We start from the raw sequence: 25,128 nt of genomic DNA, 5'->3' as shown, positions 1-25,128 counted from the left end.
GCTCACTTCCGCTCGGTTGACTCCTCAGCTGAGCCCGAGGTCGTCCTTGCTCAGCAGGTACCGGTACTCGAGCCCGGCCTTCTCGATGGCTTCCCGCGCGCCGGTGTCGCGGTCGACGACCGTCGCGACGCCGACCACGGTGGCCCCGCCTTCGCGCAGCGCCTCGACCGCGGTGAGCACGCTGCCGCCGGTGGTGGAGGTGTCCTCGACGGCCAGCACCCGCTGCCCGCGCACCTCCACGCCCTCGATCCGGCGCTGCATCCCGTGTTCCTTGATCGCCTTGCGGACGACGAACGCGTCGAGCACCACGCCCTCGGCGGCGGCGGAGTGCAGCATCGCCAGCGCCACCGGGTCCGCGCCGAGGGTGAGCCCGCCGGTCGCGACGTAGTCCCAGTCAGCGGTGAGCTGCCGCAGCAGCTTGCCGATGAGCGGGGCGGCCGCGTGCTGCAGCGTCGCCCGCCGGAGGTCGACGTAGTAATCGGCTTCCTTGCCCGAGGCCAAGGTGACCTTGCCGTGCACGACGGCCAGTTCGCTGACCAGCCTGGCCAGTTCGAGTTTCGCAGTTTGATCCAACCCGGGGTACGCCACGGCCGAGAGTCTTACACACGGCACCGACAACTTCCGCGCGTCACTCCCCGGTCGCGACGGCCGTCACCGGGCGCGTCCGCGTCGCCACCCAAGCGGGCAGGACGGCGGCGGTCAGCGCGAGCACGATCGCGGTCGCGATGATCACCAGGTAGATGGAGATCGGCCCGTCCGGCAGCACCCGTCCGGTCGCGACGAGGCAGAACGGCACGATCGCGCCCGCCGACACCACGGTGCCCAGCAGGATGCCGATCGCGGCGATCAGGCCGCCCTCGCTGGCGGCCATCCGCAGCACCTGGCCGCGGGTGAAACCGCCGAGGCGCTGCAGCCCGAACTCCCGCCGACGCCGTGAGGTGGCCATGACCAGGGTGTTCACCACGGAGATCACCGTGTAGCCGACGATCATGCCGACCAGCAGGTAGTTCACCCACGCGCCGGTCTCGTCGTTCTTGGCGTTCGCGGCGGCCAGCGTGCTCCGGTCGCCGACGGACACCGGGAGACCGGCGGTCGCGGCGGTCAGGCTGTGCGTCAGCCGGGCCTGGTCGACGCCGGGTTCGGCGCGGACGAGCACCTGCCGGGGGAGACCCGCGGCAGTGTGCGCGGCGAGCAGGTCGGCGGGCAGGAGAAGCTGTTCGGCACCGTCTCGCTGATGCACGATCGCGACGATGCGAAGGGTCCGGTCGGTCCCGTCGCCGAGACGGAGCGTGACGGAATCGCCGACGGACCGGGAGACTTCGGCGGCGTCGGGCAACGCGATCGTGTCGCCCTTGAGGTCGGCGAGATTGCCTTGCACGACCGTGGCCGCGTTGATCGTCGCGTCGGTGAGGCCGAGCGCTGGGTAGCCCTTCTTGGTCTGGTTCTCGTCGAACGGCGCGGTGATGAACGCGCGACTGCTGACGTACGACGAGACCGCCGCGACGCCGTCCGCGTGCCGGACCCGGTCGAGAGCCTCCGGAGAAATTCCAGTGGGGCCCGCGACGACCGCGTCGGCGCGGAGGTCTTCGGCGAAGGCATGTGCGGAAGCGGCGGTGGTCGTGGTCTGCAGATAGATGTTGGCGGTCGCGATGCCGACGGCGAGCATGATCGGCGTGACCGCGCCGGCCACCCGGGTGGCCGCGTTGCGCGTGTTGGTGATCGCCAGCCAGCCGGTGACGCCGCTGATCAGCCGCATCGGGCCCTGCAACAGGATCGCGGTCAGCTTCGTGACGCCCGGGCTGATCATCGCGACGCCGATCGCCCACAGCATCACCGCTGGACCCGCCGTGCTCGCCGCGATGGGTCCCGTCATCACTGCGAGCGTGACGATGCCCAGCGCGGTCCCGCCGCCGAAGCACAGCAGCGCGACGATCAGCCGCACCGGAGTCAGCCAGCTCCGCGGCACGGAGGCCTCGGCGAGCGCCTCGGTCGGCCGGATGCGACCGACCCGGAATCCGGCGACCAGCGCGGAAATCCCGACGGCGAGCATCGTCGCGCCCGCCGCGATGATCATCGGGATCCAGCCCTGGTGGAACTGCACCTCGGGCGGGATGAACCCACCCGAAGTGAACTGTTCGAACAGCCATCGGCCGAAGACCGGACCCAGCGCGGCCGCGACTCCGGTCGCGAGCACGCCGATGACCAGCGCTTCGCCGAGAACCATGCGCCGCAACTGCCGCGGCGTCGTGCCGATCGCGCGCAGCAGAGCCAATTCCCGCTGCCGTTGGCGCACCGACAGCATCAACGTGCTGGCGATGACGAACACCGCGACCGAAATCGACAGTCCGCCCGCGACACCGGCCAACGGAATCAGCCGTGCGCCGCTCGTTTGCGCCTCCGGGAATTCAGCGAGGCCGCGCTCATCCCCAGTCAGCACGGACACCCCCGACCCGAGGTGCAACGCGGCCGGATTGTCAGTGACGACGCCGAAGTAGTCGACCTTGCCGGGGTGGCCGGAGAGCTGATCGGCCACGTCGTCGGCGAAGAACGCGTCGGAACCATCAACCGTCCGAGCGACACGGTAGTGATTGATCTTCCCTTGCACCGCAAGGTCGACCGTCGCGCCAGCCGACGCACCGCTGGCGGCGGGCAGCACCACTTCGCCGTCTCGCGGCGCGGGTCCGGGCAGCCGAGCGGACTCCCAGCCGTGCGCGACGAGAGGCTGTTTACCCAGCGATACCGGGAAATTCACCTCACCAACCACAGTGGACACACCAGGCGTCGCGCGGATCGTCTCCGCCAGCGATCGGTCCAGCCGAACCCGCTCGGAGAGCGCGACCGACTGCGTCTTGGGCTTGTCGGAGTGCTTCTGCAGCTCGAAATCCTGTTGTCCGGTAACAACTGCCGTCGCCCAAGCCAGCCGGTGCGGCGGCGTGGCGGACCGGATCCCGGTCTCCATCAGACCGGCGCAGGCGGACACGATCACCGCGCCGAGGAAGGCGGCCACGAACGCGGCGATGAACCCGCCGGTGCGGAAACGCAAGGTGCGCAAGGCAAGACTGAACATCAGAAGCCGCCCACCGGCGTCCGGTCGGCCCAGGCGCCGAGGTGCGTCATGCGTTCGGCGACCGCCGTCGCGGTCGGCCGGTGCAGCTCGCCGGCGACGCGGCCGTCCGCGAGGAATACGACGCGATCCGCGTAGGAGGCCGCGACCGGGTCGTGCGTCACCATCACGACGGTCAGCCCGCCGCGCACCGATTCCGAGAGCAGGCCGAGGATTTCACTCGCGGTACGGGTGTCCAGCGCGCCCGTCGGCTCGTCGGCGAACAGCACGGCCGGGCGGCTGACCAGCGCGCGGGCGATCGCCACCCGCTGCTGTTGACCACCGGACAACTGACCCGGCAGGTGCTTGCGCCGGTCGCCCAGCCCGACGTGCCCGAGCATCTCGGCGACGCGGCGGCGGTCCGGACGGCGACCGGCCAGCCGCAGCGGTAGCACGACGTTCTGCTCGACGGTCAGCGCGGGCAGCAGGTTGAACGCCTGGAAGACGAACCCGACCTTGTCCCGGCGCAGCTTCGTGAGCCGCGTTTCGGAGAGCTTGCCCAGTTCCTGGTCGTCGAGCAGGACCGAACCGCTCGTCGGCCGGTCGAGTCCGGCCGCGCAGTGCAGGAACGTGCTCTTGCCCGAGCCCGACGGACCCATCACCGCGGTGAACCCGCCGCGCGGGAAGGACAGGCTCACCCCGTCCAGTGCCGTGACCCGGCCGTATTCCTTGCGGACGGATTCGAGCCGCACCGCTTCCCCAGTCGCCATGGGGAAAACGCTATGGCCTGCCGGGGGAAAACACCCTGGGGCGCACACGCCGGGACGGGGTAGGGCTGTCCCTACCGCTAGGTGCGGCGGCGGTTGCCGAACCCGCCGGCGAGCTTGCGCAGCACCGGACGCGGCAGCAGTCCGCCGATCCCGACCAGGGCCTTGTACTGCAGGCTCGGCACCGAGATCACCTTGCCGCGGCGCAGGTCAGCGAGGGCTTCGTCGACGACCTGGGCCACGTCGAGCCAGAACGCCTTCGGCCCCTCCCGCTTCAGCCCGGCGCGCTCGTGGAACTCGGTGTGGGTGAAACCGGGGCACAGCGCCATCATCCGCACGCCCTTCGGCAGCGACATCGCGATGCCCTCGGTGAACGACGTGACCCAGTTCTTGCTGGCGGTATACGTCGAACCGCGACCGGAGAAGAAGCCCGCGACGCTGCTGACGTTGATGATGTCGCCGCGGCCGCGCTCGACCATGCCCGGCAGCGCCGCCCGGGTCAGCTGCAGCACGGCGGTCACGTTCACGTCGAGCTGACGCTGCAGGTCCTCGGCCGGGATCTCCCAGAACTCGCCGCTCAGCCCGAACCCCGCGTTGTTGACCAGCAGGTCGACCGGCCGGGTTCCGAGCAGCTCAGCGACCCGGCCGCGACCGTCCACTTCGGACAGATCGGCGGACAGCACGGTCACCTCGACGCCGTGCTCCGCGCGCAGCTTCTCGGCCAGCGCGGTCAGCCGCTCCTCGTCCCTGGCGACGAGGACGAGGTCGTGCTTCTCCGCGGCGAGCCGGCGCGCGAATTCCGCGCCGATGCCCGCGGTGGCTCCCGTGATCACAGAACTGGTGGTCATGTGGGTGAAGCTACCCGTTTTTCAGCTGCGTTTGCGCTGGTGGCGCAGTATGGTCCGGCACATGGGCAAGCACTCCAAGCGGACGCCCGGATATCTGCCCCGGATGGCCGCCGGTGCGGCGCCCCTCGCTCTGTTGCTCGCCGGCCCGGCTGCGGCGCTGGCGGACACCCCGCGCGGGGAACTGCCGCTCGACCTGCACCAGCACGGTTCCTCCTCCGACCTCCAGTTCACCCGCGACGAGACGGTCACGACGCGCGATCTGCCCGCGTCCGCCGCGTCGAACCTGCACCAGGCGCTCGCTCCGGACGCCGCCGGCCAGTCCCAGACGCACGACCTGCGTCTCGGCGAGGCAGGCCGCGCGTTCACCGGCAACGACCTCGGCGCGCACCACACACAGCCGTTCGACGGTGCGCACGTAGCCGGTCTGGACCAGTCCATGCGACACGGCGTCCGGCTGCCGCAAGGCGTCGAAGCGCTCTCCAGCAGCAAGACCGGCGCCGAATCCGGTCTGGCCGGCCGGTTCTCCGGCGACCTGATGAGCGGCAGCCGCGTCGAACGCACCTCCGCGGACGCCGTCGACCTCGGCCCGGCGGGCTCGGTGGTCGCGAACTCCGACGAAAGCGTCCTCGGCCAGTTCACCGGCAAGCTCGACGTCGCGCGGCTGGAGTCCACCGAGCGGCACAGCGTGTCCGGCGACCTCGGCCCGGTGCACACGCTGGCCGCGACGAGCCAGTCGACCGCCGAGCGCACCGAGCGGTTCCACGGCGAACTGTCGGCCGCGGACATCGCGGCGGCGCGGGCGAGCACCGCTTCTACCGTGGGTGTCCCGGTTACCCGGAGCCAGCACGTGGGCGCCGAGGTGCTCGGAAATCCGGTCATCGACAACGGATGGACAGTTTCCGGGCCGCCGTTCACTTTCTCGCCCGGCTGAGTTCACCACCAGGCCGGGTCCGCTTTCGGCAACCGAGTCCGGACCGTTTCCGGATCGTGAAACGGCCCTCGGCCGAAGCCGTCGTGAGCTGCGGGACGTCACCCGTTCGCCGTAACGAAGGCTGCGCTTCCTTTACCCACCGTGGCGGTTCGGCGCGCGAATCCGGGCTCGACCAGGTGGCGCCGCCACCTGGAGAGTCCCCAGCGGGAGGCCCGCATCCGCTTGGATAGCCTGCGGGGCGTGGTCGACCTCGAATCCGCTGCCGCCGAATCGGCGTCTCCGACAGCTGCCGGCAAGAGCAAAGCCGGGCGTCGGGCGCGGCTGCTCGCTGCGGTTTTCGGAATCGCCGGCGCGATTCTCGCGATCGCGATCCCGTTCCTGCCCGTCACGCTCGAGCAAACCACCCTCGACTGGCCGACCGCACAGGGCGGCACCAGGGCGGTGTCCGCCCCGCTGACCGCGCAGGCGCCGATCTCGCTCGACGCGAAGGTCTCGTGCGCGACCGCGCGGGCGCTCGACGCGCGCACCGACGGCAACGCCGTGCTGTTCAGCACCAATCCGCCGAACTCCAGCATCGGCACCGTCACCGGGATGGCCTTGCAGGTCGGCGACGGTCAGCTCACGCTTTCCTCACAGGGCCAGCAGCTCGGCGCGGCCCCGATCGGCGAGGGCGACTGCACGATCACGGTGCATTCCGACCCGAAGCACACGACCGCGTCCGTCGGCGGCACCCACCTGGCGGACGTCAGCGACGACCACCGGCCGCAGCTCACCGGCTTCTTCTCCGACCTCAACAACCAGGACGACACGCACGGCCTCTCGGTTTCCGCGCAGGTCGACAACCGCTGGGCCAGCACCGCGACCGGCATCAAACTGGCCGCCATCGTGCTGTCGGTGCTCTGCTTCATCGGCGCGGTGCTCGCGCTGTACCGCCTCGACCGGCTCTCCGGCCGGCGCGCGCCCCGGCTGGCCAAGCGCGGCTGGTGGAAGCTGAAATTCCTCGACATAGCCGTCCTCGGCACGCTCGGCGTCTGGTGGCTGATCGGCGCGATGACCGCCGACGACGGCTACTTCACGACCATGGCGCGCGTCCGCGGCGACGCCGGGTACATCGGCGAGTACTACCGGTGGTTCGCCGCGCCGGACGCGCCGATGGCGTGGTTCGTCGACATCTACGCGGCCATGACCAAGGTCAGTTCGCTGACGCCGTGGATGCGGCTGCCGTCGCTGTTGATGGGCGTCGCCTGCTGGATGCTGATCAGCCGGGGCGTGCTGCCCCGGCTCGGCAGGCAGGTGCGGATCAGCAGCGCGGCCGGCTGGGCGGCGGGCGCGGTCTTCCTCGCGTTCTGGCTGCCCTACGACAACGGCCTGCGCCCGGAAAACCTGGTCGCGCTGCTGTCGCTGATCACCATCTGCGCCGTCGAACGCGCGGTGGCGACCCGGCGGCTCGGCCCGGCGGCGGTCGGGCTGACCGTCGCGGCGCTGTGCGTTTCGGTCAACCCGCACGGGCTGATGGCCGTGCTGCCGTTCGTGGTCGGGCTGAAACCGCTGGCGAAGATCGTGCTCCGGCACGCCCGCCAGTTCGGCTGGGTGCCGGTGCTCGCGCCGGTCGCCGCGGCCGGACTGGTGATCCTCGCGCTCATCTTCTGCGACCAGACGCTGAGCGGCGCGCTCGAATCGGTGCGGCTGCGGTCCTCGCTCGGGCCGACCGGGGCCTGGTACAACGAGCTGGACCGCTACACAATGCTGTTCAGCAACGGCCCGGACGGCTCGATGACGCGCCGGTTCCCGGTGCTGTTGATCTTCCTCTGCCTGGCGACCTGCGCAGTCGTGCTGCTGCGGCGCGGCAACATCCGCGGTGCCGCGCTCGGCCCGAGCCGCAGGCTGCTCGGCATCAGCGCACTGTCCTTTGTGGTCCTCGCGCTCGCCCCGACCAAGCACTCGCACCACTTCGGCATGCTGGTCGCGGTCGGCGGTCCGCTCGCCGCGCTCACCGCGTTGTCGACGAGCACGACCGTGCTGCTGTCGCGCCGCAACCGCGCGGCGTTCTTCGCCGGGCTGATGGTGATCGTCGCGCTCGCTTCGACCGGGCCGAACGCCTGGTGGTACGTCTCCGCGTGGGGCGTGCCGTGGTTCGACCTCCCGCCGCAGGTGTTCGGCATCAAGCTGAGCACGATGGCGCTCGTGGCGGCCGCGGTCGCGCTGGCGATCGCGGCGATCGAACACATGAAGCACAACGAGCACGAACCGTTCGTGCCGCCCGCGCCGGTGCCGCGATCCGACCTGGAAAACCGCGGCCGGGCGCTGCGGCTCGGGCTCGCGCCGCTGTCGACGGTATGCGCGATTCTCGTGCTGTTCGAGATCGGCAGCATCGCCAAGGGCATCCAGAAGCGCTGGGACACCTACAACATGGGTGCCGACAACATCCGCCAGCTCGCCGGGAAGAGCTGCGGGCTGTCCGACTACATCAAGGTCGAGCGCGATCCGAAGGCCGGCATTCTCGAAGCCGCGCCGCAGCAGCCGCAGAACGCCGCGCCCGGCTGGCAGGTGCCCGCCGGCGCCGACCGCGGGACCACGCCGCAGGAATGGCTGACCAGCACCCAGAAGGGCTTCGTCACCAACGGCGGGCTGCCCACGGACGACAAGTGGAAGCCGCCGCACGGCTTCGGCAAGGACGCCGCGCCGATCTGGGGCAGCTACCACGAGTCCGGCGACGGCGCGGGCGACCTGCGCACCCAGTGGTACTCGATCCCGGAACGCGCGCGCGACGGCTCGGTGCCGATCGTGGTCGCGCTCGCCGGCAAGACCGAGGACCCGAACGGACTGACCGCCGAATTCGGCAAGAACACCCCCGCCGGGTTCGAGGTGCTCAGCCGCGAGAAGCTCGACGCGAAGAAGAAGGACACCGACTGGCGGGACGCGCGGGTCAGCGTGCCCGAAGGCGCCGACCAGGTGCGGATCGTGGCGAAGGGCCGCGGGCTCGGCAGCGAGGGCTGGGTCGCGTTCAGCGCGCCGCGGGCGCCGAAGATCGCGAAGATGACCGACGTGGTCGGGAAGGACCCGGTGTTCCTGGAGTGGGCCGCCGCCGCGCAGCACCCGTGCCTGCGCCCGTCCTCGATCCACAACGGGATCGCCGAGATGCCGAAGTACCGGATCAGCGCGGGCGACGACCTGCGCACGGTCGGCCGGTACTGGTCTTCGCCCGCGGGCGGCGGACCGTTCGTGTGGATGAACGCGAGCGTCCAGATGGAGGCGTTGCCGACGTACCTGGAAGGCGACGTCGACCGTGACTGGGGGACGTTGTACGAGGTGACGCCCGACGTCGCGAACGCGCTCCCGGCTTCGGCGGCGCTGCATCAGCAGTCGGTGACGCACTCCGGACTGTGGTCGCCTGGACCGCTGGCCAAACCCGCCAACCCGACCGGCGAGACGTAAACCGGCTGTGCCGCGAAGGGCCCCTTGAGCCGCTCAAGGGGCCCTTCGCGCTTTTCAGCAGCGGTATCGGGTGAACTGCTCGTTCATGATCAGAAACGCGCCGAGCCCGTGGAAGTCGTTCGTCAGCCGCTTCCGCGCGAAGTAGAACTTCAGGTCCCCGACGTTCGTCCCCTCGCAGATGTCGGCGATGTTCGTCAGCCCGTCCGACCCGATCGACACCTTCTGCAGCACTCCCGCGTAGCCGCGCTGGGCGACCGAGGCGTAAGAAGCGGGCAGATATCCGCGCTCGATGCCCCGGGAGACGGTGAACGCGTACATCGAGGACGCGGACGTCTCCAGCCAGTTCCCGTCGTCCCCGCCGTGGTCGACGACCTGGTACCACCGGCCGGTCCGCGGATCCTGGAACCGGCGGTATCCGTCGGCGAGGAACTGGACGATCCCGACCAGCTCCGGCCTGCGGGGATGGTCGGCGGGCAGCACCTCGAGGATGTCGATCGCGGCCATCCCGAACCAGCCGATCGCGCGGGCCCAGTGGAAGCTGGAGTGCTTGCCGGGCCCGGTCGCCCACGGCTGGGCGCCGCTTTCGTCGTAGGCGTGGTAGATCAGGCCCTTCGCGGGTTCCTTGAGGTGTCCGAAGTAGACGGACAGGTTCTTGGCGGACTCCTCGTAGCAGTACGTCGGGTCGTGGAAAACCTTGCCGTACAAGGCGAGGAACGGTTGCGCCATGTACACGCCGTCGCCCCACAGCTGGTGCTGTCGGCTGACCGCGTGCCACATCCCGCCGTCGCTCGTGCGCGGATAGGTTTCGAAGCGTTTGCGCAGCTGATCGGCGGCCTTGCGGTACTTGGCGTTGCCGGTTTCGTTGTACAGCAACGGAAGCATCTGGCAGGCACGCATCGAGTCGAGGCTGCTGAAGCTGTTGGAGATGCCGTCGTCGGTGATGAACCGGTCGTACCAGGCGACGAGGTAGTCGAGGTACTTGCGCTCCTTGGTCCGCCGGTAGAAGAGGTACTGGCCGTAGAAGTAGAGGCCGAGCGGATAGCTCCAGCCGCCGATGGACGCCGGGGTGTAGCGCTTCATGGTGGAGTCGATGACGGCGCGGGACCAGTCGCGCGCGCCCGCGGCCGCCGCGACCCCGGGCAGCGCGAGCGAGCCGAGCGCCGCCGCGGTCCCGGTCAGTACCGATCTTCTCGAGAGGGACATGGGGGTGTCCTTCCTGCTGTCGGCGGCGGCGGGAAAGGCTGTCGAACGACCTCTACCCGGCGCGGGAGCGGTCCGGCAAGGTTCCTGTCCGGGATGTCCGGCGCGATCGCTGGATAGGCGCAGCGGGGCGTCCGGTCAGCGGGAACCCGTCCGCAATGGACACCCGAGCCGGGCGATTAGCCGATTTGTCGACGCGACCTGGCGGGTTCCGGCCAAACGGGGCGCGCCGACACGGTGCGGCCGTCCCGGTAGGAGGGCTCGGCAGCGATACCCTGACCGGCGTGGGTATCTCGGCGTGGATCTGGTTCGTCATCGCCGCCGTCGCGCTGGTGGCGGGGCTTGGCCTGCTCTTCGCGGACCGGGCCAGGGAGGGCTCGCGCAACCGTGAGCGGCAGCGCTGGGCCCAGTTGCGCGGCTGGCAGTTCGTGGAAGAGGACGAACGGCTGCCCCGGCAGTGGTCGGGAGGCGCGATCGGCTACTTCGGAGCCGACGCGGCGGTGAACGTCGTCGCGGGCTCCACCTTCACCTCCGACGGCCGCCGTCCGGTGTTCATCTTCGACATCGAGTCCCAAGGCCAGGTGCCCGCGGTGGTCGTGGCCGTGCGCTGTAACAAGACGCACCGGGTGCCGGTCGAGATGTGGCTGTCGAGCGTGCCGTTCCAGCGCGAGAACATGCCGGAGATGCTCGGCCCGATCGGCCAGCGCTACGCCTTCGCGGACGACTCCGAGGGGGCGCGCCAGGTCATCACCCAGGACCTGGTGGACGCGGCCGACCAGCTGGGCGGCGACGTCGGCGTGGCGTGGCTGGAGAACGAGTGGGTGCTGGCGAGCGTCGTGCCCGGGGCTGGGCCGTCGCGGCTTGAGCGGCTGCTGCGCGATCTGGGCGAGATCGCGGACATCGTGGACCCGTTCGACGAGGACTACGACTCGAACCGCACGTGGACGCCGTCTGCGGGGACTCCGGCTGCGCCTCCGACCAGCGCTCCTTCTCCGGCGGACACGCAGGCGACGCGGCCGGTCGATACCCGCGCAGTGGAGACGTCGGCGCCGTCGCCGGCGGACACCCGGATGACGGAGCGGCAGCCGTCTCCGCCCGCGCCGAGGACTCCGCCGGGCAGGGGCGAAGTTCCGCCGCCTCGGCCGGTGGAATCGGAGCGCGGCGAAGACGCCACCTCCTGAGACACGGGAACCGCCCGGTCGCGCTTCAGCGGCCGGGCGGTTTTTTGTTCGGCAGGGGTTCTGCCAGGGTGACGCGGTGCTGCTGAGATGGATCCGCGAGGTCGCGGACGAGCCGTTGCTCATCGACCCGGCCGCGAGAAACCTCGAGGACCGGGAGAACACTTGGTCGCTCTCGACGTCGGACGAGGAACGCGGTTCGTTGTCGGCTCAGGAGATCGTGGCCGCGTTCGAGGAGTGCGCCTCGATCCTGCGCGAGCGGGTCCTTTCGCTGGGCTGCGACGGGCCCGTGACGTTCTATGTCTGGCACGACCGGCAGGCCGGGCAGTTGAGGTGCTCGACCACCTCGCGGCCGAGCGATGAATTGCCCTTCGGGGCGCGGGTCGAACTCGACGTCCCGCTGGCCGCCATCGCCGAAGAGTTCCTGAACGATGAATCTCCAGGCCTGGTGCCGTGGGACTGCCTTCGTCCGGGACCGGACGACCACGCCGCGGAAACGCACTTCGCAGTCCGCGTCTGGACCGCCGACCTTGGCAAGACGCAGTGAGGGCCTCCCCGCGATAACTCCGCGAGGAGGCCCTCACCAACCACACTCAGACCCGCGACACCGTCAGCGTGTCACCGGTTTCCAGTTCCGGCAGGTCCACCCGCACCGTGTCCCCGTCCCGGACTTCGCCGGCGAGCAGTTGCTTGGCCAGCTGGTCTCCGATCGCCGACTGCACCAGGCGGCGCAGCGGGCGGGCGCCGTAGATCGGGTCGAAGCCGTTCAACGCCAGCCATTCCCGGGCGCCGTCGGTCACCTCGAGGTGCAAACGGCGCTGGGCGAGCCGCTTGGCGAGCCGGGCGACCTGGATGTCCACAATGGACGTCAGTTGCTCGGTGCCGAGCGCGTGGAACACCACGATGTCGTCCAGCCGGTTCAGGAATTCCGGCTTGAACTGCCGTTGCACGACCTCCATCACCGCGTCGCGGCGCTGGCGTTCGTCGAGTGCCGGGTCCGCGATCGCTTGCGAGCCGAGGTTCGACGTCAGGATCAGGATGGTGTTCCGGAAGTCCACCGTCCGTCCCTGTCCGTCGGTGAGCCTGCCGTCGTCGAGGACCTGCAGGAGCACGTCGAACACGTCCGGGTGCGCCTTTTCGACCTCGTCCAGCAGCACCACCGTGTACGGGCGGCGCCGGACGGCTTCGGTCAGCTGGCCGCCCTGGTCGTAGCCGACGTAACCCGGGGGAGCACCGACCAGGCGGGCCACCGAGTGCTTCTCGGAGTACTCGCTCATGTCGATGCGCTGCATCGCGCGCTCGTCGTCGAACAGGAACTCCGCCAGCGCCTTCGCCAGCTCGGTCTTGCCGACGCCGGTCGGGCCGAGGAACAGGAACGAGCCGGTCGGCCGGTCCGGGTCGGCAACGCCCGCCCGTGCGCGCCGCACGGCGTCCGCGACGACCTGGACCGCCTGGTCCTGGCCGATGACGCGGCGGTTCAGCTCCTCCTCCATCCGGAGCAGCTTGCCCGTCTCGCCTTCCAGCAGCCGTCCGGCGGGAATGCCGGTCCACGCGCTGACCACGTCCGCGACGTCGTCCGCGCCCACCTCTTCCTTCAGCATGACGTTCTGCTTGCTGGCCTCGTTCGCGGCCATCGCGGCCTCGAACTCCTTCTCCAGCACCGGAATCCGGCCGTACCGCAGCTCGGCGGCCTTGCCGAGGTCGCCGTCGCGTTCGGCGCGTTCCGATTCGCCGCGCAGTTGCTCCAGTTGCTCCTTCAGCTCACGGACGGTCTCGATCGAGCCCTTCTCGTTCTGCCAACGGGCGGTCAGCGCGGTGAGTTCCTCGCGCTTCTCGGCCAGTTCGGCGCGCAGCGCGGTGAGCCGTTCGAGAGAGGCGGCGTCGTCCTCTTTGGACAGTGCCATCTCTTCGATCTCCATGCGCCGCACGGCCCGTTCGACCTCGTCGATCTCCACCGGACGCGAGTCGATCTCCATGCGGATCTTCGAGGCGGCCTCGTCGACCAGGTCGATCGCCTTGTCCGGCAGGAACCGCGCGGTGATGTAGCGGTCCGACAGCGTCGCGGCGGCGACCAGCGCGGCGTCCGTGATCCGGACCCCGTGGTGCACCTCGTAGCGCTCCTTCAACCCGCGCAGGATCGCGATGGTGTCCTCCGGCGACGGCTCGCCGACCAGCACCTGCTGGAAACGGCGCTCCAGCGCCGGGTCCTTCTCGATGTGCTGGCGGTACTCGTCGAGCGTGGTCGCGCCGACCATCCGCAGCTCGCCGCGGGCGAGCATCGGCTTGATCATGTTGCCCGCGTCCATCGCGCCCTCGCCGGTCGCACCCGCGCCGACGATGGTGTGCAGCTCGTCGATGAACGTGATGACCTCGCCCGCGGAGTCGGTGATCTCCTTGAGGACAGCCTTCAACCGCTCCTCGAACTCGCCGCGGAACTTGGCTCCGGCCACCATCGACCCGAGGTCGAGTGCGACGACTCGCTTGCCGCGCAACGATTCCGGCACGTCGCCCGCGACGATCCGCTGGGCGAGGCCCTCGACGATCGCCGTCTTGCCGACGCCCGGTTCGCCGATCAGCACCGGGTTGTTCTTGGTGCGCCGGGAAAGCACCTGCACGACGCGGCGGATCTCGGTGTCGCGGCCGATGACCGGGTCGAGTTCCCCGGAACGGGCCCGCTCGGTCAGGTCGACGCCGTACTTCTCCAGCGCCTTGAACGTGCTTTCGGGATCCGCGCTGGTGATCCGGGCCGACCCGCGCACCTTCGCGAACGCTTCGCGCAGCGCGTCCGGCGTGGCGCCGTGCCGCTTGAGCAGGTCCGCGACCTGGGCTCCTTCGGTGGCGAGGCCGACGAGCAGGTGCTCGGTCGACACGTACTCGTCACCGAGTTCGGTGGCGAGCTTCTGCGCCTGCGAGAGCGACTTGACCGCGGGCGCGTCGAACTGCGGCGTCGACACGGTCGCGCCGGTCGCCGACGGCAGTCCGTTGATGATCGGCTCGAGCTCCTTGTGCACCGTCTCCGGGTCCGCCCCGACCGCGGTCAGCAGCGGTGCGGTGGTCCCGTCACCCTGCGCCAGCAGGGCGCCCAGCAAATGGGCGGCCGACACGTGCGGGTTGCCGGCCACGGTGGCCGCCTGCGCCGCGGACGAGATCGCCTGCTGGGTCTTCGTGGTCGGGTTGAAAGCGTCCATCCCTCACCTCATGCGTTTGTGGAAATACCTGGTGACAGGCCCGACCAAGGCCCGTCGACAGGTATAACGTCAGCAAAGTTGAGTCTGTTCCGCTCAACTCTGAATTGGTGCCACCGCGGCCGCGGGCAGCCTCGGTCCCAGCCTGCCGAGCCCGAGCGCGGCAAGGCAAGCGCAACCCCCGACCAGCACCCAGGGTAACCAAGCCGCCACGGAAAACAACGACACGATCGCTGGAGCGAGCACCTGAGCCACAGTGAACGCGTATTGGAACGCGGCGAGGTAACGGCCCTTCGCTTCGGGCGGCGCGGCGGCCTCGGCGAGCGCGCCGGAGCGCGGCCCGAACACCAGGTCGCCGGCGGCGAACACGAGCGTGGCGGCCAGCAGGTACGGCACCTGCCAGCTTCGCGGAACCAGCAGCACGCCGACGCTCGTCAGGCACCACGCGGCGAACAGCGCGGACCCGGCGCGCATCGCGCTGATCCGGCTGAGGCCCCGGGTGAGCCGCAGCGCGACCGTGCCGCCGGCACTGGTCAGCACGGTCAGCAGGAACAGGATCGCGCCGGGCAGCCAGGTGGGCGCGTGCAATCGGTCGAGCACGAACACCGGGGTGCCGATGAGGAAGAAGTCGAGCGACAGCCCGAACAGCCCGCTCAGCAAGATCAGAGTCAGGTACGGGCGGTTGCGCCACACCCCGCTGCGCACGCGCGCCGCGGGCGCGAACCGGCGGCCGGGCGGGATGAACACCGCGACGAGGCCCGCCGCCGCGAGGAAAGTCAGCACGTCCACGAAGAGCGCGATGGGGTAACCACTGTCGCCGAACCAGGTGAGCAGCGCCGACGACATCAGCCCGCCGAGCCCGAACCCGCCCGCGCGCACCATTCCGACCTCGGCGAACGGCCGGTCCTTCGGCACGTCCCCGGCGACCGCGGCGACGAGCGCGAACAGACAGCTGAAGAACAATTGTTGCCCGGCACCAAGAAGGATGGCGGCCACCACAACTCCGCCGATGTCGTGCGCGAACAAATACGCGCTGATTCCGGCGGCCTGCAACAGTTGCGAGGCAAGAACTCCGGCTCTCGGCCCAGCGCGATCCACCAGCCGCCCGGCCAGCGGCGGCATGAGAAGCCCCGCCGTGGTGCCCAAAGTGACCGCGGTGCCCGCTTCGACGAGCGGGATTCCGATCACCCGCGTCACGTAAAGCAGTGCGAGCGGAAGGAAAAGTCCGGAACCGAAGTTGTCGATCCCCATTGCCAGCAACATCGCGACCCTGCTTCGCGTCACATATTCGACGCTACCTCCGGGAGAGGGGGACGAGGCAGGGCCGGGAGGGCGCATCGCTTGGCGGCAAATGCCACTCCCAGTAGAAAGCTCGTGAGTGTCTACCGCGGCGAGAACCGCGACAAACACTCACGAGCTCCTTTAGTCGACGCTGAGTGTTCCTTGGTGCCTAACGAACTCTCGTTCAACAGCCTCGCTCAGTTCGACATCGTGCTGTGCCGCCGCACCGTCGCCGACCGTCATCGTCTCGGCGTGCGGCGTGTATCCGTGTGCGGACACAGTGAGCGTGTAGGCGCCCGGTTCGATTCCCGTGAAGCGGTACGCGCCGTCGCCGCCCGCGATGTGCGTTGCGGTGACAATGCCCAGCCGGTCCGTAAGTGTCAGGACCGCGCCTGCGACCGCAGCGTGGCGACCGGCCGCGCGTACGCGACCAGAGATGGCGCCCTGGCTGTCCAACAGCAAGTCGTGCCAACGCGCGTTGCCGTTAAGCCGCACGGTCGACACCGCGGGCCGCGTCGAACCAGCTGTCGCCAGAAGGACGTGCTCGCCCACAGTGTCCGCCGACAACTCGTACGCGCCCGTACGTCCCGTACGGCCGACGTCGACCTGACGCCCGGTCATGTCGGTGAGCGTGAGCACGACACCCGATACCGGTCGACCGCCTGCGTCGAGAACCCGGCCGCGCAGCACGGAGGTCATCTCGACCGGAGCTTCGACCACCGAGACGGCCTCGACCGAAACCGCCGCCGGAGCCGGTGCCGGCGCGTCCGCGTCGAGCGTCCGGCGCAGCGGCACCTCCTTGATGAACAGCACCGCGAGGAAGGTGACCACGGCGATGCAGCCCGCGACGAAGAACACCGTGCCGGTCGCGTCGCCGAAGGCCCCGCGCACCACCGGCTGCAGCGCCGGCGGGAGCGACGAGATGGCGAACGTGCCGCCACCGCCGGACACTGCGCCGCCCGAGTGAATACCCATCTGCGACAGGGAGTTCGCGATGTTCGTGGCCACCCGGGCGGCGAGCACCGCACCGAGCGCGGACACGCCCGCCGCGCCGCCGAGCGACCGGAAGAACGTGACGACCGAGGACGACGAACCGATGTCATTCATCGCGACCGTGTTTTGGACTACCAAAACCAGGTTCTGCATCAGGAAGCCCAGTCCGAGGCCGACCAGCGCGAGGTAGACGCCCATCAGCGTCAGGTTCGTCGCGTGGTCCACTGTCGAGAGCAGGAACAGCCCGGCCAGCAGCGAAACCCCGCCCGCGACCATGAACGGCTTGGTGCGCCCGGTGCGGGAAATGACCTGCCCCGCGCCGGTGGAGGCGACGGCAAGCCCCAGCACCATCGGCAGCGTCATCAGGCCGGCGTGCGTCGGCGAGAAACCGCGCGCGATTTGGTAGTACTGGCCGAGGAACACCGAACCGCCGAACATCGCGGTGCCGACCGCCAGCGAGGCGAGCACGGACAGCGTGAAGGTGCGGTTGCGGAAGAGCCGCAGCGGAACCACCGGCTCCGCGACCCGGGATTCGACGAGAACCGCCAGCGCCAGCGCGACGATCGCACCGCCGACGTACGCGGCGCTCGACCACGAAACCCAGCCGAAGCTGCCGCCCGCCAGCGAAACCCAGATCAGCAGCAGCGCGACGCCGCCGACCAGCAGGGTCGCGCCCAGCCAGTCGATCCGCACCTTGCGCTTGAGCACCGGCAGCTTCAGCGTCCGGCCGAGCACGATGAACGCGACGACGGCCAGCGGCACGCACACCCAGAAGCACCAGCGCCAGCCGAGCGGCGAGTCCACGATCAGCCCGCCGATCAACGGGCCGGACACGGTCGCGACGGCGAACACCGCGCCGGTGTAACCGGTGTAGCGGCCGCGGTCGCGCGGCGCGATCATCGCCGCGATGACGACCTGGATCAGCGCCTGCAGCCCGCCGAGCCCGATGCCCTGCAGCGCGCGGTAGGTGATGAGTTCGGGCATCGACTGCGCGATGCCGCCCAGTGCCGATCCGACGGTGAAGACGACGATCGCGATTTGGTACAGCAGTTTCTTGCTGAACAGGTCGGAGAGTTTGCCCCAGATCGGGGTGGTCGCGGTCGACGTCAACAGCGTCGCGGTGACGACCCAGGTGTACTCGCTCTGCGAACCGTGCAGGTCGGCGAGGATCGTCGGCAGCGCGTTGGACACGATGGTCGACGACAGCAACGCCACGAGCAGGGCCAGCAAAAGGCCGGTGAAGGCCTTGAGGATTTCCCGGTGCGTCATCGGCTGCCCGGATGCGGTGGTTTCCACTTTTCGCTACTTCACTTTCCCGACTGCGGCGCGCCGGCGCAGTACCCGGACGGGCCGAGCGTCGCGCGCAGACCTTCGTTCAATTCGGCGAGCTGCGACGTGAGGCCGGAGATCCGGTCCTCGTCCCAGCCGCCCAGTGCCGTCTCGAAGAACTCGAGGTACTGCTTGCGCCAGAGTTCGAGCCGGGCGAGGCCGGCCTCGGACACGCTGATCAGCGACGCGCGCCCGTCCTCGGGGGCGGGGCGGCGCTCGATCAGACCGGCGGCCTGCAACTGGGCGATCTGCCTGCTGATCACCGACAGGTCGACGAGCCTGCGCTTCGCGACCTCGGACGGACGGGCCTCGCCGTGCTTGGCGAGGTCGGACAGCAGCATCGCCGAGGCCGGGTGCAGCCCTGGCTCGTTCTGCCACGCCTGCATGATCCACAGGTGCTGGAGCTGGGCGGACGCCTTCAGTTCCCGCAGCAGTTCGAGCCGCACGTCGTCAGCTGGGCTCATCGTTCCTCCCGGGCCTGTGCCCACTTGCTTGTATTCTACAAGTTTAGCTGCCGAAGGTTGCGTAGGACAACTATCTAATCGGTGAGCTGCCCCACGTCCTGACTGGCCGGTAACCCGACCGGAGCAACGATGCGGGCTTTCCGCCTCAGTGCGGCTACTCTGCGGACCAGACGCCCCGCGATGCCGACGCGGCGAGCACGTCGTGGACAACGAGGAGCAGGAGTGGCGAATTCCCCCGCGCGGCGGCGCGAGCCGAATCCGACAACCTCGGCCGCCCTGCTCTCGTGACCCTTCCCTCCCAACCCCCCGGCCTCCGGTCCCGACCCATGAACGACGACAGCCCGATGACAGCCGATTCGATCAGCCCGCTCCCGCGGACCTCAGCCGCGCCCCGGCAGGCGCCCGCCGCCGTCGTCGCGATGGTGCAGCTCATCCGCGACACCTGGGCCAAATCGGAGCCGTACGCGCCGGAGATCTCGCAGTTCTTCTACGGGATGCTGTTCACCCTCGCGCCCGCCACGCGCGATTTCTTCCCGATCAACATGGAAGTGCAGGGCGGGCGCATCATCCGCGCGCTGGCCCGCGTCGTGCAGATGGTGGACCGGCCGGACGACCTGCTGCCGTTCCTGCGCCAGCTCGGCCGCGACCACCGCAAGTTCGGCGTCGCGCCCAAGCATTACGAGGCCGTCGGGACCGCGCTGCTGGCCGCGTTGAAAAACCACCTCGGCCCGGACTGGACGCCGGAGGTCGAGCGCGCGTGGGCGGAGGCGTTCACCATCGTCGCGCGCGCGATGCAGGAGGCCGCGGCGGCGGACGAGAACCCGGCGTCGTGGTCGGCGACCGTGGTCGAGCACCGGCGGCTCACCTGGGATCTCGCGCTGGTGCGGGTGATCCCGGACCAGCCGGTGCCGTATTCGCCCGGTCAGTACATGAGCGTCGAGGTGCCGCAGCGGCCGCGGTTGTGGCGGTATCTGTCGCCGGCGAACGCGCCGCGCGAGGACGGCGGCATCGAATTCCACGTGCGCGCGGTCGACGGCGGCTGGGTGTCGCGGGCGATCGTGAGCCACACGCAGGCGGGCGACGTCTGGCGGCTCGGTCCGCCGCTGGGCCGGATGACCGTCAACCGCGAGCAGTCGCGCGGGGTGCTGATGGTCGCGGGCGGCACCGGGGTCGCGCCGCTGCGCGCGATTCTCGACCACCTCGCACTGTGGGGCGAGAACCCGAAGACCCGGCTGTTCTACGGCGGCCCGACCCGTGAAGACCTCTACGACCTGGAAGAACTGCGTGCGCTCGCCGCGACCAACCCGTGGCTCACCATCACCCCGGTCGTCGAACGCGGCGACCATCTGCCCGGGTGCGAACACGGCACGCTCGCCGAGGCGGTCACGCGGTACGGCGCGTGGCCGGACCACGACATCCTGGTGTCCGGTTCGCCGGCGATGATCCGCGCGACGGTGTCGCGGATGCTGGTCGCGGGCAGCGCGCTGGACCAGATCCAATACGACCCGTTCACGGCGGACTGAGGCGATGGACATCCGGATTCCGGTGGCCGACGGGGAAATCGACGGTTATCTGGCGGTGCCGTCCGGCGACGGCCCGTTCCCGGCGGTCGTGCTGATCCACGACATTTTCGGGCTCAACCAGGACGCGCGCGAGATCACCGACCGGTACGCCGCCGCGGGATATCTCGCGCTGAGCCCCGATCTGTACTCGCGCGGCGGCATGATCCGGTGCGTCAAGCGGACCTTCCAGGAGATGCTCGCCCGCGAGGGCCGGGCGTTCGCGGACATCGAGGCGGCGCGGGTGCTCGTCGCCGGACGGGACGACGCGACCGGCAAGGTCGGCGTCGTCGGGTTCTGCATGGGCGGCGGGTTCGCGTTGGTGGCTGCCTCGCGGGAGTTCGACGCTTCCGCTCCGTACTACGGCGCACTGCCGAAAGATCTGTCTATTTTGGACGGTGCCTGTCCGATCGTCGGCAGCTTCGGCGGCAAGGACCTCTCGCTGCGCGGTGCCGCGGCCAAGCTCGACGCCGCGCTCACCGAACGCGGAATCCCGCACGATGTCAAGGAATATCCGGACGCCGGGCACGGTTTCGCGAACCACTACCGGCCCGCACCGCTGGCCGCGGTCGCCCGGGTCGCCGGAATGGGCTACCACGAGCCCTCGGATTCCGACGCCTGGCGACGCGTGATGGCGTTCTTCGGCGAGCACCTGAAGTAGTCAGCCCAGCGTGCTCACGTAGCCGAGCGCGCCGACCGCGACCGCGCCGAGGCAGGCGAGGCCGAACGTGCGTCGGTCCGGGCGTTCGGCTTGTTTCAGCAGTTGGACGCCGGGAGGCACCAGCGCAACGCACAGCCCGGCCGCGGCGACGATCGACCACGGTGTCGTTCCTTTGAGGACACCGAGCGGCATGAGCATCGCCGCGGCGAGTGCTACTGCGCGCACCCGCCCGAGCACTCCGGCGCGATAGGCGGCGAAAGCCAGCAGCGGCCAGCCGAACATGATCGTGAACGACAAGAAGCTGAACAGGTGCAGGTCGCCGTAGGCGTCCGCGACGAACGCGGTCGCGTAATCCGCTCCGCGGTGCCGCGCGAGATCCGTTGCGGCCTGGTCGAATCCGCCATGGAAGACCCGCTCCGCCAGACCGATCAGCACCAGAGCACCGGACCACGCCGCCCAGCGCGGCTTCCGCATCGCGATCTGCCGGACCACTGTGGACACTGCGAAGAGCAGAACCACCTGACCGGCCACGAAACAGGTCGCAGCCGCGGTCATCTGGGCTGGATGCTGCACCGAAGCGGCTAGCTGGTGCGGGAAGAAGAACGGATACGGCAGGCGCAGCAGCACGCCGGCGAGCACGAGCACCGGGCCGAGGACGAGCGCCGCTCCGCCGAGGCGAGGGCCGGGAAAGGTCGACATGCCGCTCACCGTGCCCGGCCGGGCGCCCCGCGCACATCGGTCCGGGGCGGACAGTTCCCCGCCGCGGAATCAGCCCAGGGGATGACCCACCACAGCACGATGTGCGCGCCCGCCGCACTGGCTAACGTGGGGTTGCCCATCCGACCGAAAGCAGGCCGACCTGAAGCGGCACGTAACCTTCGCAGCGAAGTCATTCGGCCGTGGCGGCGGCCGGATCAGCAACGATCGGCAGACTATGTCCCCTCTGCGAGTGAGCGACGTCGCGCTGGCGGCCGGCCTGCTCGTCGTGGATGTGGGGCTTGCCGGAAACCTGCTGATCGGCGAGGAGCCCTGGCGGCTGCCCGTGTCCGCGGTGATCGCGACGCTCATCGCCGCCGCGGTCCTGCTGCGGCGGCGGGCTCCGGTTCCGCTGTTGATCGGCACCGTGGTCGTTTCCGCGGCTGCCGGGGCTTTCGAGCTGCTGTGGGATCCGTTCGTCGGTGCGGCCGCCGTGCTGTACCTCGTACGTCCGCCGCGGACTTTGCCAGCCGCGGGCGGGGTCGCGGCGATGTCGGCGGCTACCGCGGTCGTGGGGCAGTGGTGGTACGCGTTCGGTGTCCCGCTGGCGTTGCTCACCTGGGGGCTCGCCGAAGCGGTGCGGTCCCGGCGCGCGCAAACGGCGCGGCAGGAACGGCAACGCGAACACCGGATCCTGGTCGACGAACGCGTCCGGATCGCGCGCGAACTGCACGACGTCGTCACCCACGGGATGGGCTTGATCGCGGTGAAGGCGGGGGTCGCCAACCACGTCGCGGACAGCCGCCCGGAGGAAGCGCGCGACGCGTTGCGGGTGATCGAGCAGACCAGCCGCGCGGCGCTCGGCGAGATGCGGCGGTTGCTGCAGGTGTTGCGCGACGAGACCGACGAAACCCCGGCCGATCCGCTCGCCGCGTTGCCGCAGCTCGCCGAACGCGCGCGGCAAGCCGGGGTCGACGTCGAGTTGTCCGTGCTCGGTACCGCGCAAGTGCCGGAACCGGTCGCGCTGGCCGCGTACCGGATCGTGCAGGAAGCGTTGACGAACGTCGTGAAGCATGCCGCGCCGGCCCGGTGCCGGGTGGTCGTGGCGGTCGCCGCGGAAGAGGTCCGGATCCAGGTCACCGACGACGGCACGGCCCCGATCGGCGAACTGCGGCTCGGGCACGGACTGACCGGCATGCGCGAACGCGTCACCCTCTACGGCGGCGAACTGGTCGCCGGACCTGGCCAGGACGGCGGGTTCCGCGTCGCCGCCACGCTGCGGTGCGCCGATGAATGACCAGATCCGGGTCGTCGTCGCGGACGACCAAGCCTTGCTGCGCGGAAGTTTCCGGCTGCTGCTCGACAGCGAACCGGACTTCACCGTAATCGGCGAAGCCGCGACCGGGGCCGAGGCCGTCGAGCTGGCGGTGACGGAAGAACCGGACGTGGTGCTGATGGACGTCCGGATGCCGGTGATGGACGGCATCGAAGCGACCCGGCTGATCGGCGAGCGCGCGCCGGACGTGCGGGTGCTGGTGCTGACCATGTTCGACCTGGACGAGCACGTCTTCGCCGCACTGCGCGCCGGAGCGACCGGATTCCTGCTCAAGGACACCCGGCCGGCCGACTTGTGCACGGCGGTGCGCGTGGTGGCCGCCGGGGACGCGTTGCTCGGCCCGTCCATCACCCGGCGGCTGGTCGCGCAGTTCGCGCGGATCCCGGACGCTCCGCCGCGCGCGGACGTCGCTGCCTTGGCCCCGCGGGAACGCGAGGTGCTTACGCTGGTGGCGAGCGGACTGTCCAATGTGGAGATTACCGAGCGGATGCAGCTGTCGATGGCGACGGTGAAGACCTACATCGGACGGCTGCTGGCGAAACTCGACGCCCGGGATCGCGCGCAGCTGGTGATCGTGGCGTACGAATCCGGTTTGGTGCGCGCCCGGAACTAGCGCCACACCGCCTCGGCGCGGTCGCTGGCCTCGGGGGTGAAGTAGTCGCCGGCCTCCAGGTCTTCCAGCAACGTCGCGTGGTTCGGCGTCCAGCCCAGCAGCTCCTGGGTGTGCGCGCTGGAGGCGGGCACGTCGAGCGAGAAGAACCTTGCCAGGAACGGGTTGCCGAGGTGTTCGGCGGCTTCTTCGAGAGTCAAGGATGCCGTGGGGATATCCAGCAACTGCGCGATCTTCTCCGCGACGCTCTTGATCTCGACGGTTTCCCCGACCCCGTGCAACATGCTCCCGGCAGGCGCTTTCTCCAGCGCCAGCCGGAAAAGCACCGCCGCGTCCTCGCGATGGACGGCGGGCCAGCGGTTCGTGCCATCGCCGATGTATGCCGAAACGCCTGCTCGACGCGCGCCTGCGATGAGTGCCGGGATGAAGCCGTGGTCGCGCGGTCCGTGCACAGTCGGCGCGAGCCGCACCACGCTGGCCCGGACGCCACGGTCGGCGAATCCGAGACACGTTTGCTCGCCGGGGATGCGGAAGTAGGCGACCGAATTCGGATCGGCCGGGTCGAGTTCGGTGCTGACTTGGTCGGCCTTCAGCACCAGGGTGCCCGACGTGCTGACGAACGGTTTTCCGGTGCCGACCAGGGCCTGGCCCAGCGCATCGATCGCCTCGCAGTCGCGGCGGATGAGGTCGTCGGGATCGGCGTAGCTGCCGCCCTGGGCCATGTGCAGCACGCCGTCGGCGGCTTCGGCACCGCGGCGCAGGCTGTCGAGGTCGTCGAGCGACCCCCGGTGCGGTGTCGCGCCGAGCGATTCCAGCCGCGCGGCGGAGGCGTCCGAACGAGCCAGCCCGGTGACCGAGTGTCCGGCCCGGACCAGCTCGGCGACGACGGCGGGACCGGTCTGGCCCGAGCCGCCCGTGACGAAGACATGCATGAAAGGCTCCTTAGTGTCAGTCACTGACTCTACGCGTAGCGACAGTGACTGACGCAATGTGGCGTCAGTCACTGCCGCAAAAGCCGGGTAGGCTCGGGACGTGCCACGGAGCGGAGCAGAAGCGCGCAGCCGCCTCAAACAGGCGGCGCTGGAGCTGTACCGGGAAAACGGGTTCGACAAGACGACCACCGCGGAGATCGCCGCCCGGGCAGGCGTCACCGAGCGCACGTTCTTCCGGCACTTCCCGGACAAACGCGAGGTGCTCTTCGACGGCGAAGCCGACCTGCGCGAGGACCTCACCCAGTCGGTCGCCGATGCCCCAGAAGGCCTCGCGCCGCTGGAAATCCTGCTGCGCGCCTTCACGAAGGCCGGGCGGATCATGGAGCGCAACCTGCCGTTCGCCGAGCCGCGCCGCGATTTGATCGCCGAGACGCCGACGCTGCGCGAACGCAATCTGGCCAAGGCGGCGACCATCGCAGAAGCACTCGCGGAAGCCTTGCGGCAGCGCGGAGTCGAAGACCGGCTGGCGCGGCTGGCGGCACATGCCGGATGGGCGACGTTCCATCACGCCACGCAGGCGTGGATCAGCGATCCCTCAAGGAGTCTCGACGACTATCTGGCGGAGGCGTTCGCTGACCTGCACACGCTCGCGGAAGTCCACTCAGGACAGTAAAACGGCC

Annotated in this window: 19 protein-coding genes and 1 pseudogene; 9 read left to right on the top strand and 11 right to left on the bottom strand. The window is 69.8% G+C overall.

Annotation, left to right across the window (positions count from 1 at the left end; all coding sequences use genetic code 11):
- Positions 1-24: 24 nt before the first annotated feature.
- From pyrE to FKO37_RS04440, 4 genes are all read right to left on the bottom strand, one after another.
- Positions 25-588: an orotate phosphoribosyltransferase gene (gene pyrE, locus FKO37_RS04455; protein WP_037808870.1), complete on the bottom strand. Its 564-nt coding sequence runs from the start codon at positions 586-588 to the stop codon at positions 25-27.
- A gap of 40 nt (positions 589-628) precedes the next feature.
- Complete coding sequence (locus FKO37_RS04450; RefSeq protein WP_374204193.1) at positions 629-3,052, bottom strand: ABC transporter permease; 2,424 nt, start codon at positions 3,050-3,052, stop codon at positions 629-631.
- A 14-nt stretch (positions 3,053-3,066) separates the two neighbouring features.
- Positions 3,067-3,813, bottom strand: coding sequence for an ABC transporter ATP-binding protein (locus FKO37_RS04445; protein WP_238603795.1), 747 nt, complete (start codon positions 3,811-3,813; stop codon positions 3,067-3,069).
- 77 nt (positions 3,814-3,890) lie between these two features.
- On the bottom strand, positions 3,891-4,658 hold the full coding sequence (locus FKO37_RS04440) for an SDR family oxidoreductase (RefSeq protein WP_238603794.1): 768 nt from the start codon (positions 4,656-4,658) through the stop codon (positions 3,891-3,893).
- A gap of 61 nt (positions 4,659-4,719) precedes the next feature.
- Between FKO37_RS04440 and FKO37_RS04435 the strand changes: the two genes are divergently transcribed.
- Both FKO37_RS04435 and FKO37_RS04430 read left to right on the top strand, forming a co-directional pair.
- On the top strand, positions 4,720-5,589 hold the full coding sequence (locus FKO37_RS04435) for a hypothetical protein (protein WP_238603793.1): 870 nt from the start codon (positions 4,720-4,722) through the stop codon (positions 5,587-5,589).
- 240 nt (positions 5,590-5,829) lie between these two features.
- Positions 5,830-9,024 (top strand): arabinosyltransferase domain-containing protein, encoded by a 3,195-nt coding sequence (locus FKO37_RS04430; RefSeq protein ID WP_238603792.1) that lies wholly within the window; start codon positions 5,830-5,832, stop codon positions 9,022-9,024.
- A 54-nt stretch (positions 9,025-9,078) separates the two neighbouring features.
- Here the strand turns inward: FKO37_RS04430 and FKO37_RS04425 are convergent, their stop codons facing one another.
- The gene (locus tag FKO37_RS04425) at positions 9,079-10,227 is read right to left on the bottom strand and encodes a glycoside hydrolase family 105 protein (protein WP_238603791.1); all 1,149 of its coding nucleotides are present in this window, start codon (positions 10,225-10,227) and stop codon (positions 9,079-9,081) included.
- A 281-nt stretch (positions 10,228-10,508) separates the two neighbouring features.
- Between FKO37_RS04425 and FKO37_RS04420 the strand changes: the two are divergent.
- A pseudogene (locus tag FKO37_RS04420) lies at positions 10,509-11,156 on the top strand (hypothetical protein); the annotation flags it as partial.
- Positions 11,157-11,481: 325 nt separating this feature from the next.
- A complete protein-coding gene (locus FKO37_RS04415; RefSeq protein ID WP_238603789.1) occupies positions 11,482-11,949 on the top strand; it encodes a hypothetical protein in 468 nt (155 codons plus the stop codon).
- Between the two features lie 46 nt (positions 11,950-11,995).
- On the opposite strand, the gene clpB is transcribed toward FKO37_RS04415, so the two are convergent.
- From clpB to FKO37_RS04395, 4 genes are all read right to left on the bottom strand, one after another.
- Positions 11,996-14,590 (bottom strand): ATP-dependent chaperone ClpB, encoded by a 2,595-nt coding sequence (clpB, locus tag FKO37_RS04410; protein WP_037808889.1) that lies wholly within the window; start codon positions 14,588-14,590, stop codon positions 11,996-11,998.
- Positions 14,591-14,683: 93 nt separating this feature from the next.
- Positions 14,684-15,871, bottom strand: a complete 1,188-nt coding sequence (locus FKO37_RS04405) for an MFS transporter (RefSeq protein ID WP_037808891.1) — start codon at positions 15,869-15,871, stop codon at positions 14,684-14,686.
- 138 nt (positions 15,872-16,009) lie between these two features.
- On the bottom strand, positions 16,010-18,130 hold the full coding sequence (locus FKO37_RS04400) for an MFS transporter (protein ID WP_238608213.1): 2,121 nt from the start codon (positions 18,128-18,130) through the stop codon (positions 16,010-16,012).
- Positions 18,131-18,168: 38 nt separating this feature from the next.
- Positions 18,169-18,654: a MarR family winged helix-turn-helix transcriptional regulator gene (locus FKO37_RS04395; RefSeq protein ID WP_037808892.1), complete on the bottom strand. Its 486-nt coding sequence runs from the start codon at positions 18,652-18,654 to the stop codon at positions 18,169-18,171.
- Between the two features lie 344 nt (positions 18,655-18,998).
- Between FKO37_RS04395 and FKO37_RS04390 the strand changes: the two genes are divergently transcribed.
- Both FKO37_RS04390 and FKO37_RS04385 read left to right on the top strand, forming a co-directional pair.
- Positions 18,999-20,177: a globin domain-containing protein gene (locus tag FKO37_RS04390; RefSeq protein WP_199817392.1), complete on the top strand. Its 1,179-nt coding sequence runs from the start codon at positions 18,999-19,001 to the stop codon at positions 20,175-20,177.
- Between the two features lie 4 nt (positions 20,178-20,181).
- Positions 20,182-20,874 carry a dienelactone hydrolase family protein gene (locus FKO37_RS04385; RefSeq protein WP_238603788.1) on the top strand — a complete coding sequence of 231 codons (693 nt, stop codon included), beginning with the start codon at positions 20,182-20,184 and terminating at the stop codon, positions 20,872-20,874.
- Here FKO37_RS04385 and FKO37_RS04380 read toward each other — a convergent pair whose 3' ends face one another.
- Positions 20,875-21,573 carry a hypothetical protein gene (locus FKO37_RS04380; protein ID WP_134664325.1) on the bottom strand — a complete coding sequence of 233 codons (699 nt, stop codon included), beginning with the start codon at positions 21,571-21,573 and terminating at the stop codon, positions 20,875-20,877.
- 250 nt (positions 21,574-21,823) lie between these two features.
- On the opposite strand from FKO37_RS04380, the gene FKO37_RS46860 reads away from it, so the two are divergent.
- Positions 21,824-22,867: a sensor histidine kinase gene (locus FKO37_RS46860; RefSeq protein ID WP_238603787.1), complete on the top strand. Its 1,044-nt coding sequence runs from the start codon at positions 21,824-21,826 to the stop codon at positions 22,865-22,867.
- The gene (locus FKO37_RS04370) at positions 22,860-23,519 is read left to right on the top strand and encodes a response regulator transcription factor (RefSeq protein WP_238603786.1); all 660 of its coding nucleotides are present in this window, start codon (positions 22,860-22,862) and stop codon (positions 23,517-23,519) included. The genes FKO37_RS46860 and FKO37_RS04370 overlap by 8 nt, the downstream gene beginning before the upstream one ends.
- Here FKO37_RS04370 and FKO37_RS04365 read toward each other — a convergent pair.
- A complete protein-coding gene (locus FKO37_RS04365) occupies positions 23,516-24,448 on the bottom strand; it encodes an SDR family oxidoreductase (protein WP_238603785.1) in 933 nt (310 codons plus the stop codon). The genes FKO37_RS04370 and FKO37_RS04365 overlap by 4 nt on opposite strands.
- A 100-nt stretch (positions 24,449-24,548) precedes the next feature.
- Between FKO37_RS04365 and FKO37_RS04360 the strand changes: the two genes are divergently transcribed.
- Positions 24,549-25,121, top strand: coding sequence for a TetR family transcriptional regulator (locus FKO37_RS04360; protein WP_037808899.1), 573 nt, complete (start codon positions 24,549-24,551; stop codon positions 25,119-25,121).
- Positions 25,122-25,128: the final 7 nt, after the last annotated feature.

It is taken from the genome of Amycolatopsis sp. Poz14 (genome assembly GCF_006704225.1).
GTDB lineage: Bacteria > Actinomycetota > Actinomycetes > Mycobacteriales > Pseudonocardiaceae > Amycolatopsis > Amycolatopsis nivea.
The sequence above is the reverse complement of the archived record's forward strand: the minus strand, read 5'-3'. Positions and strand labels throughout refer to the sequence as shown.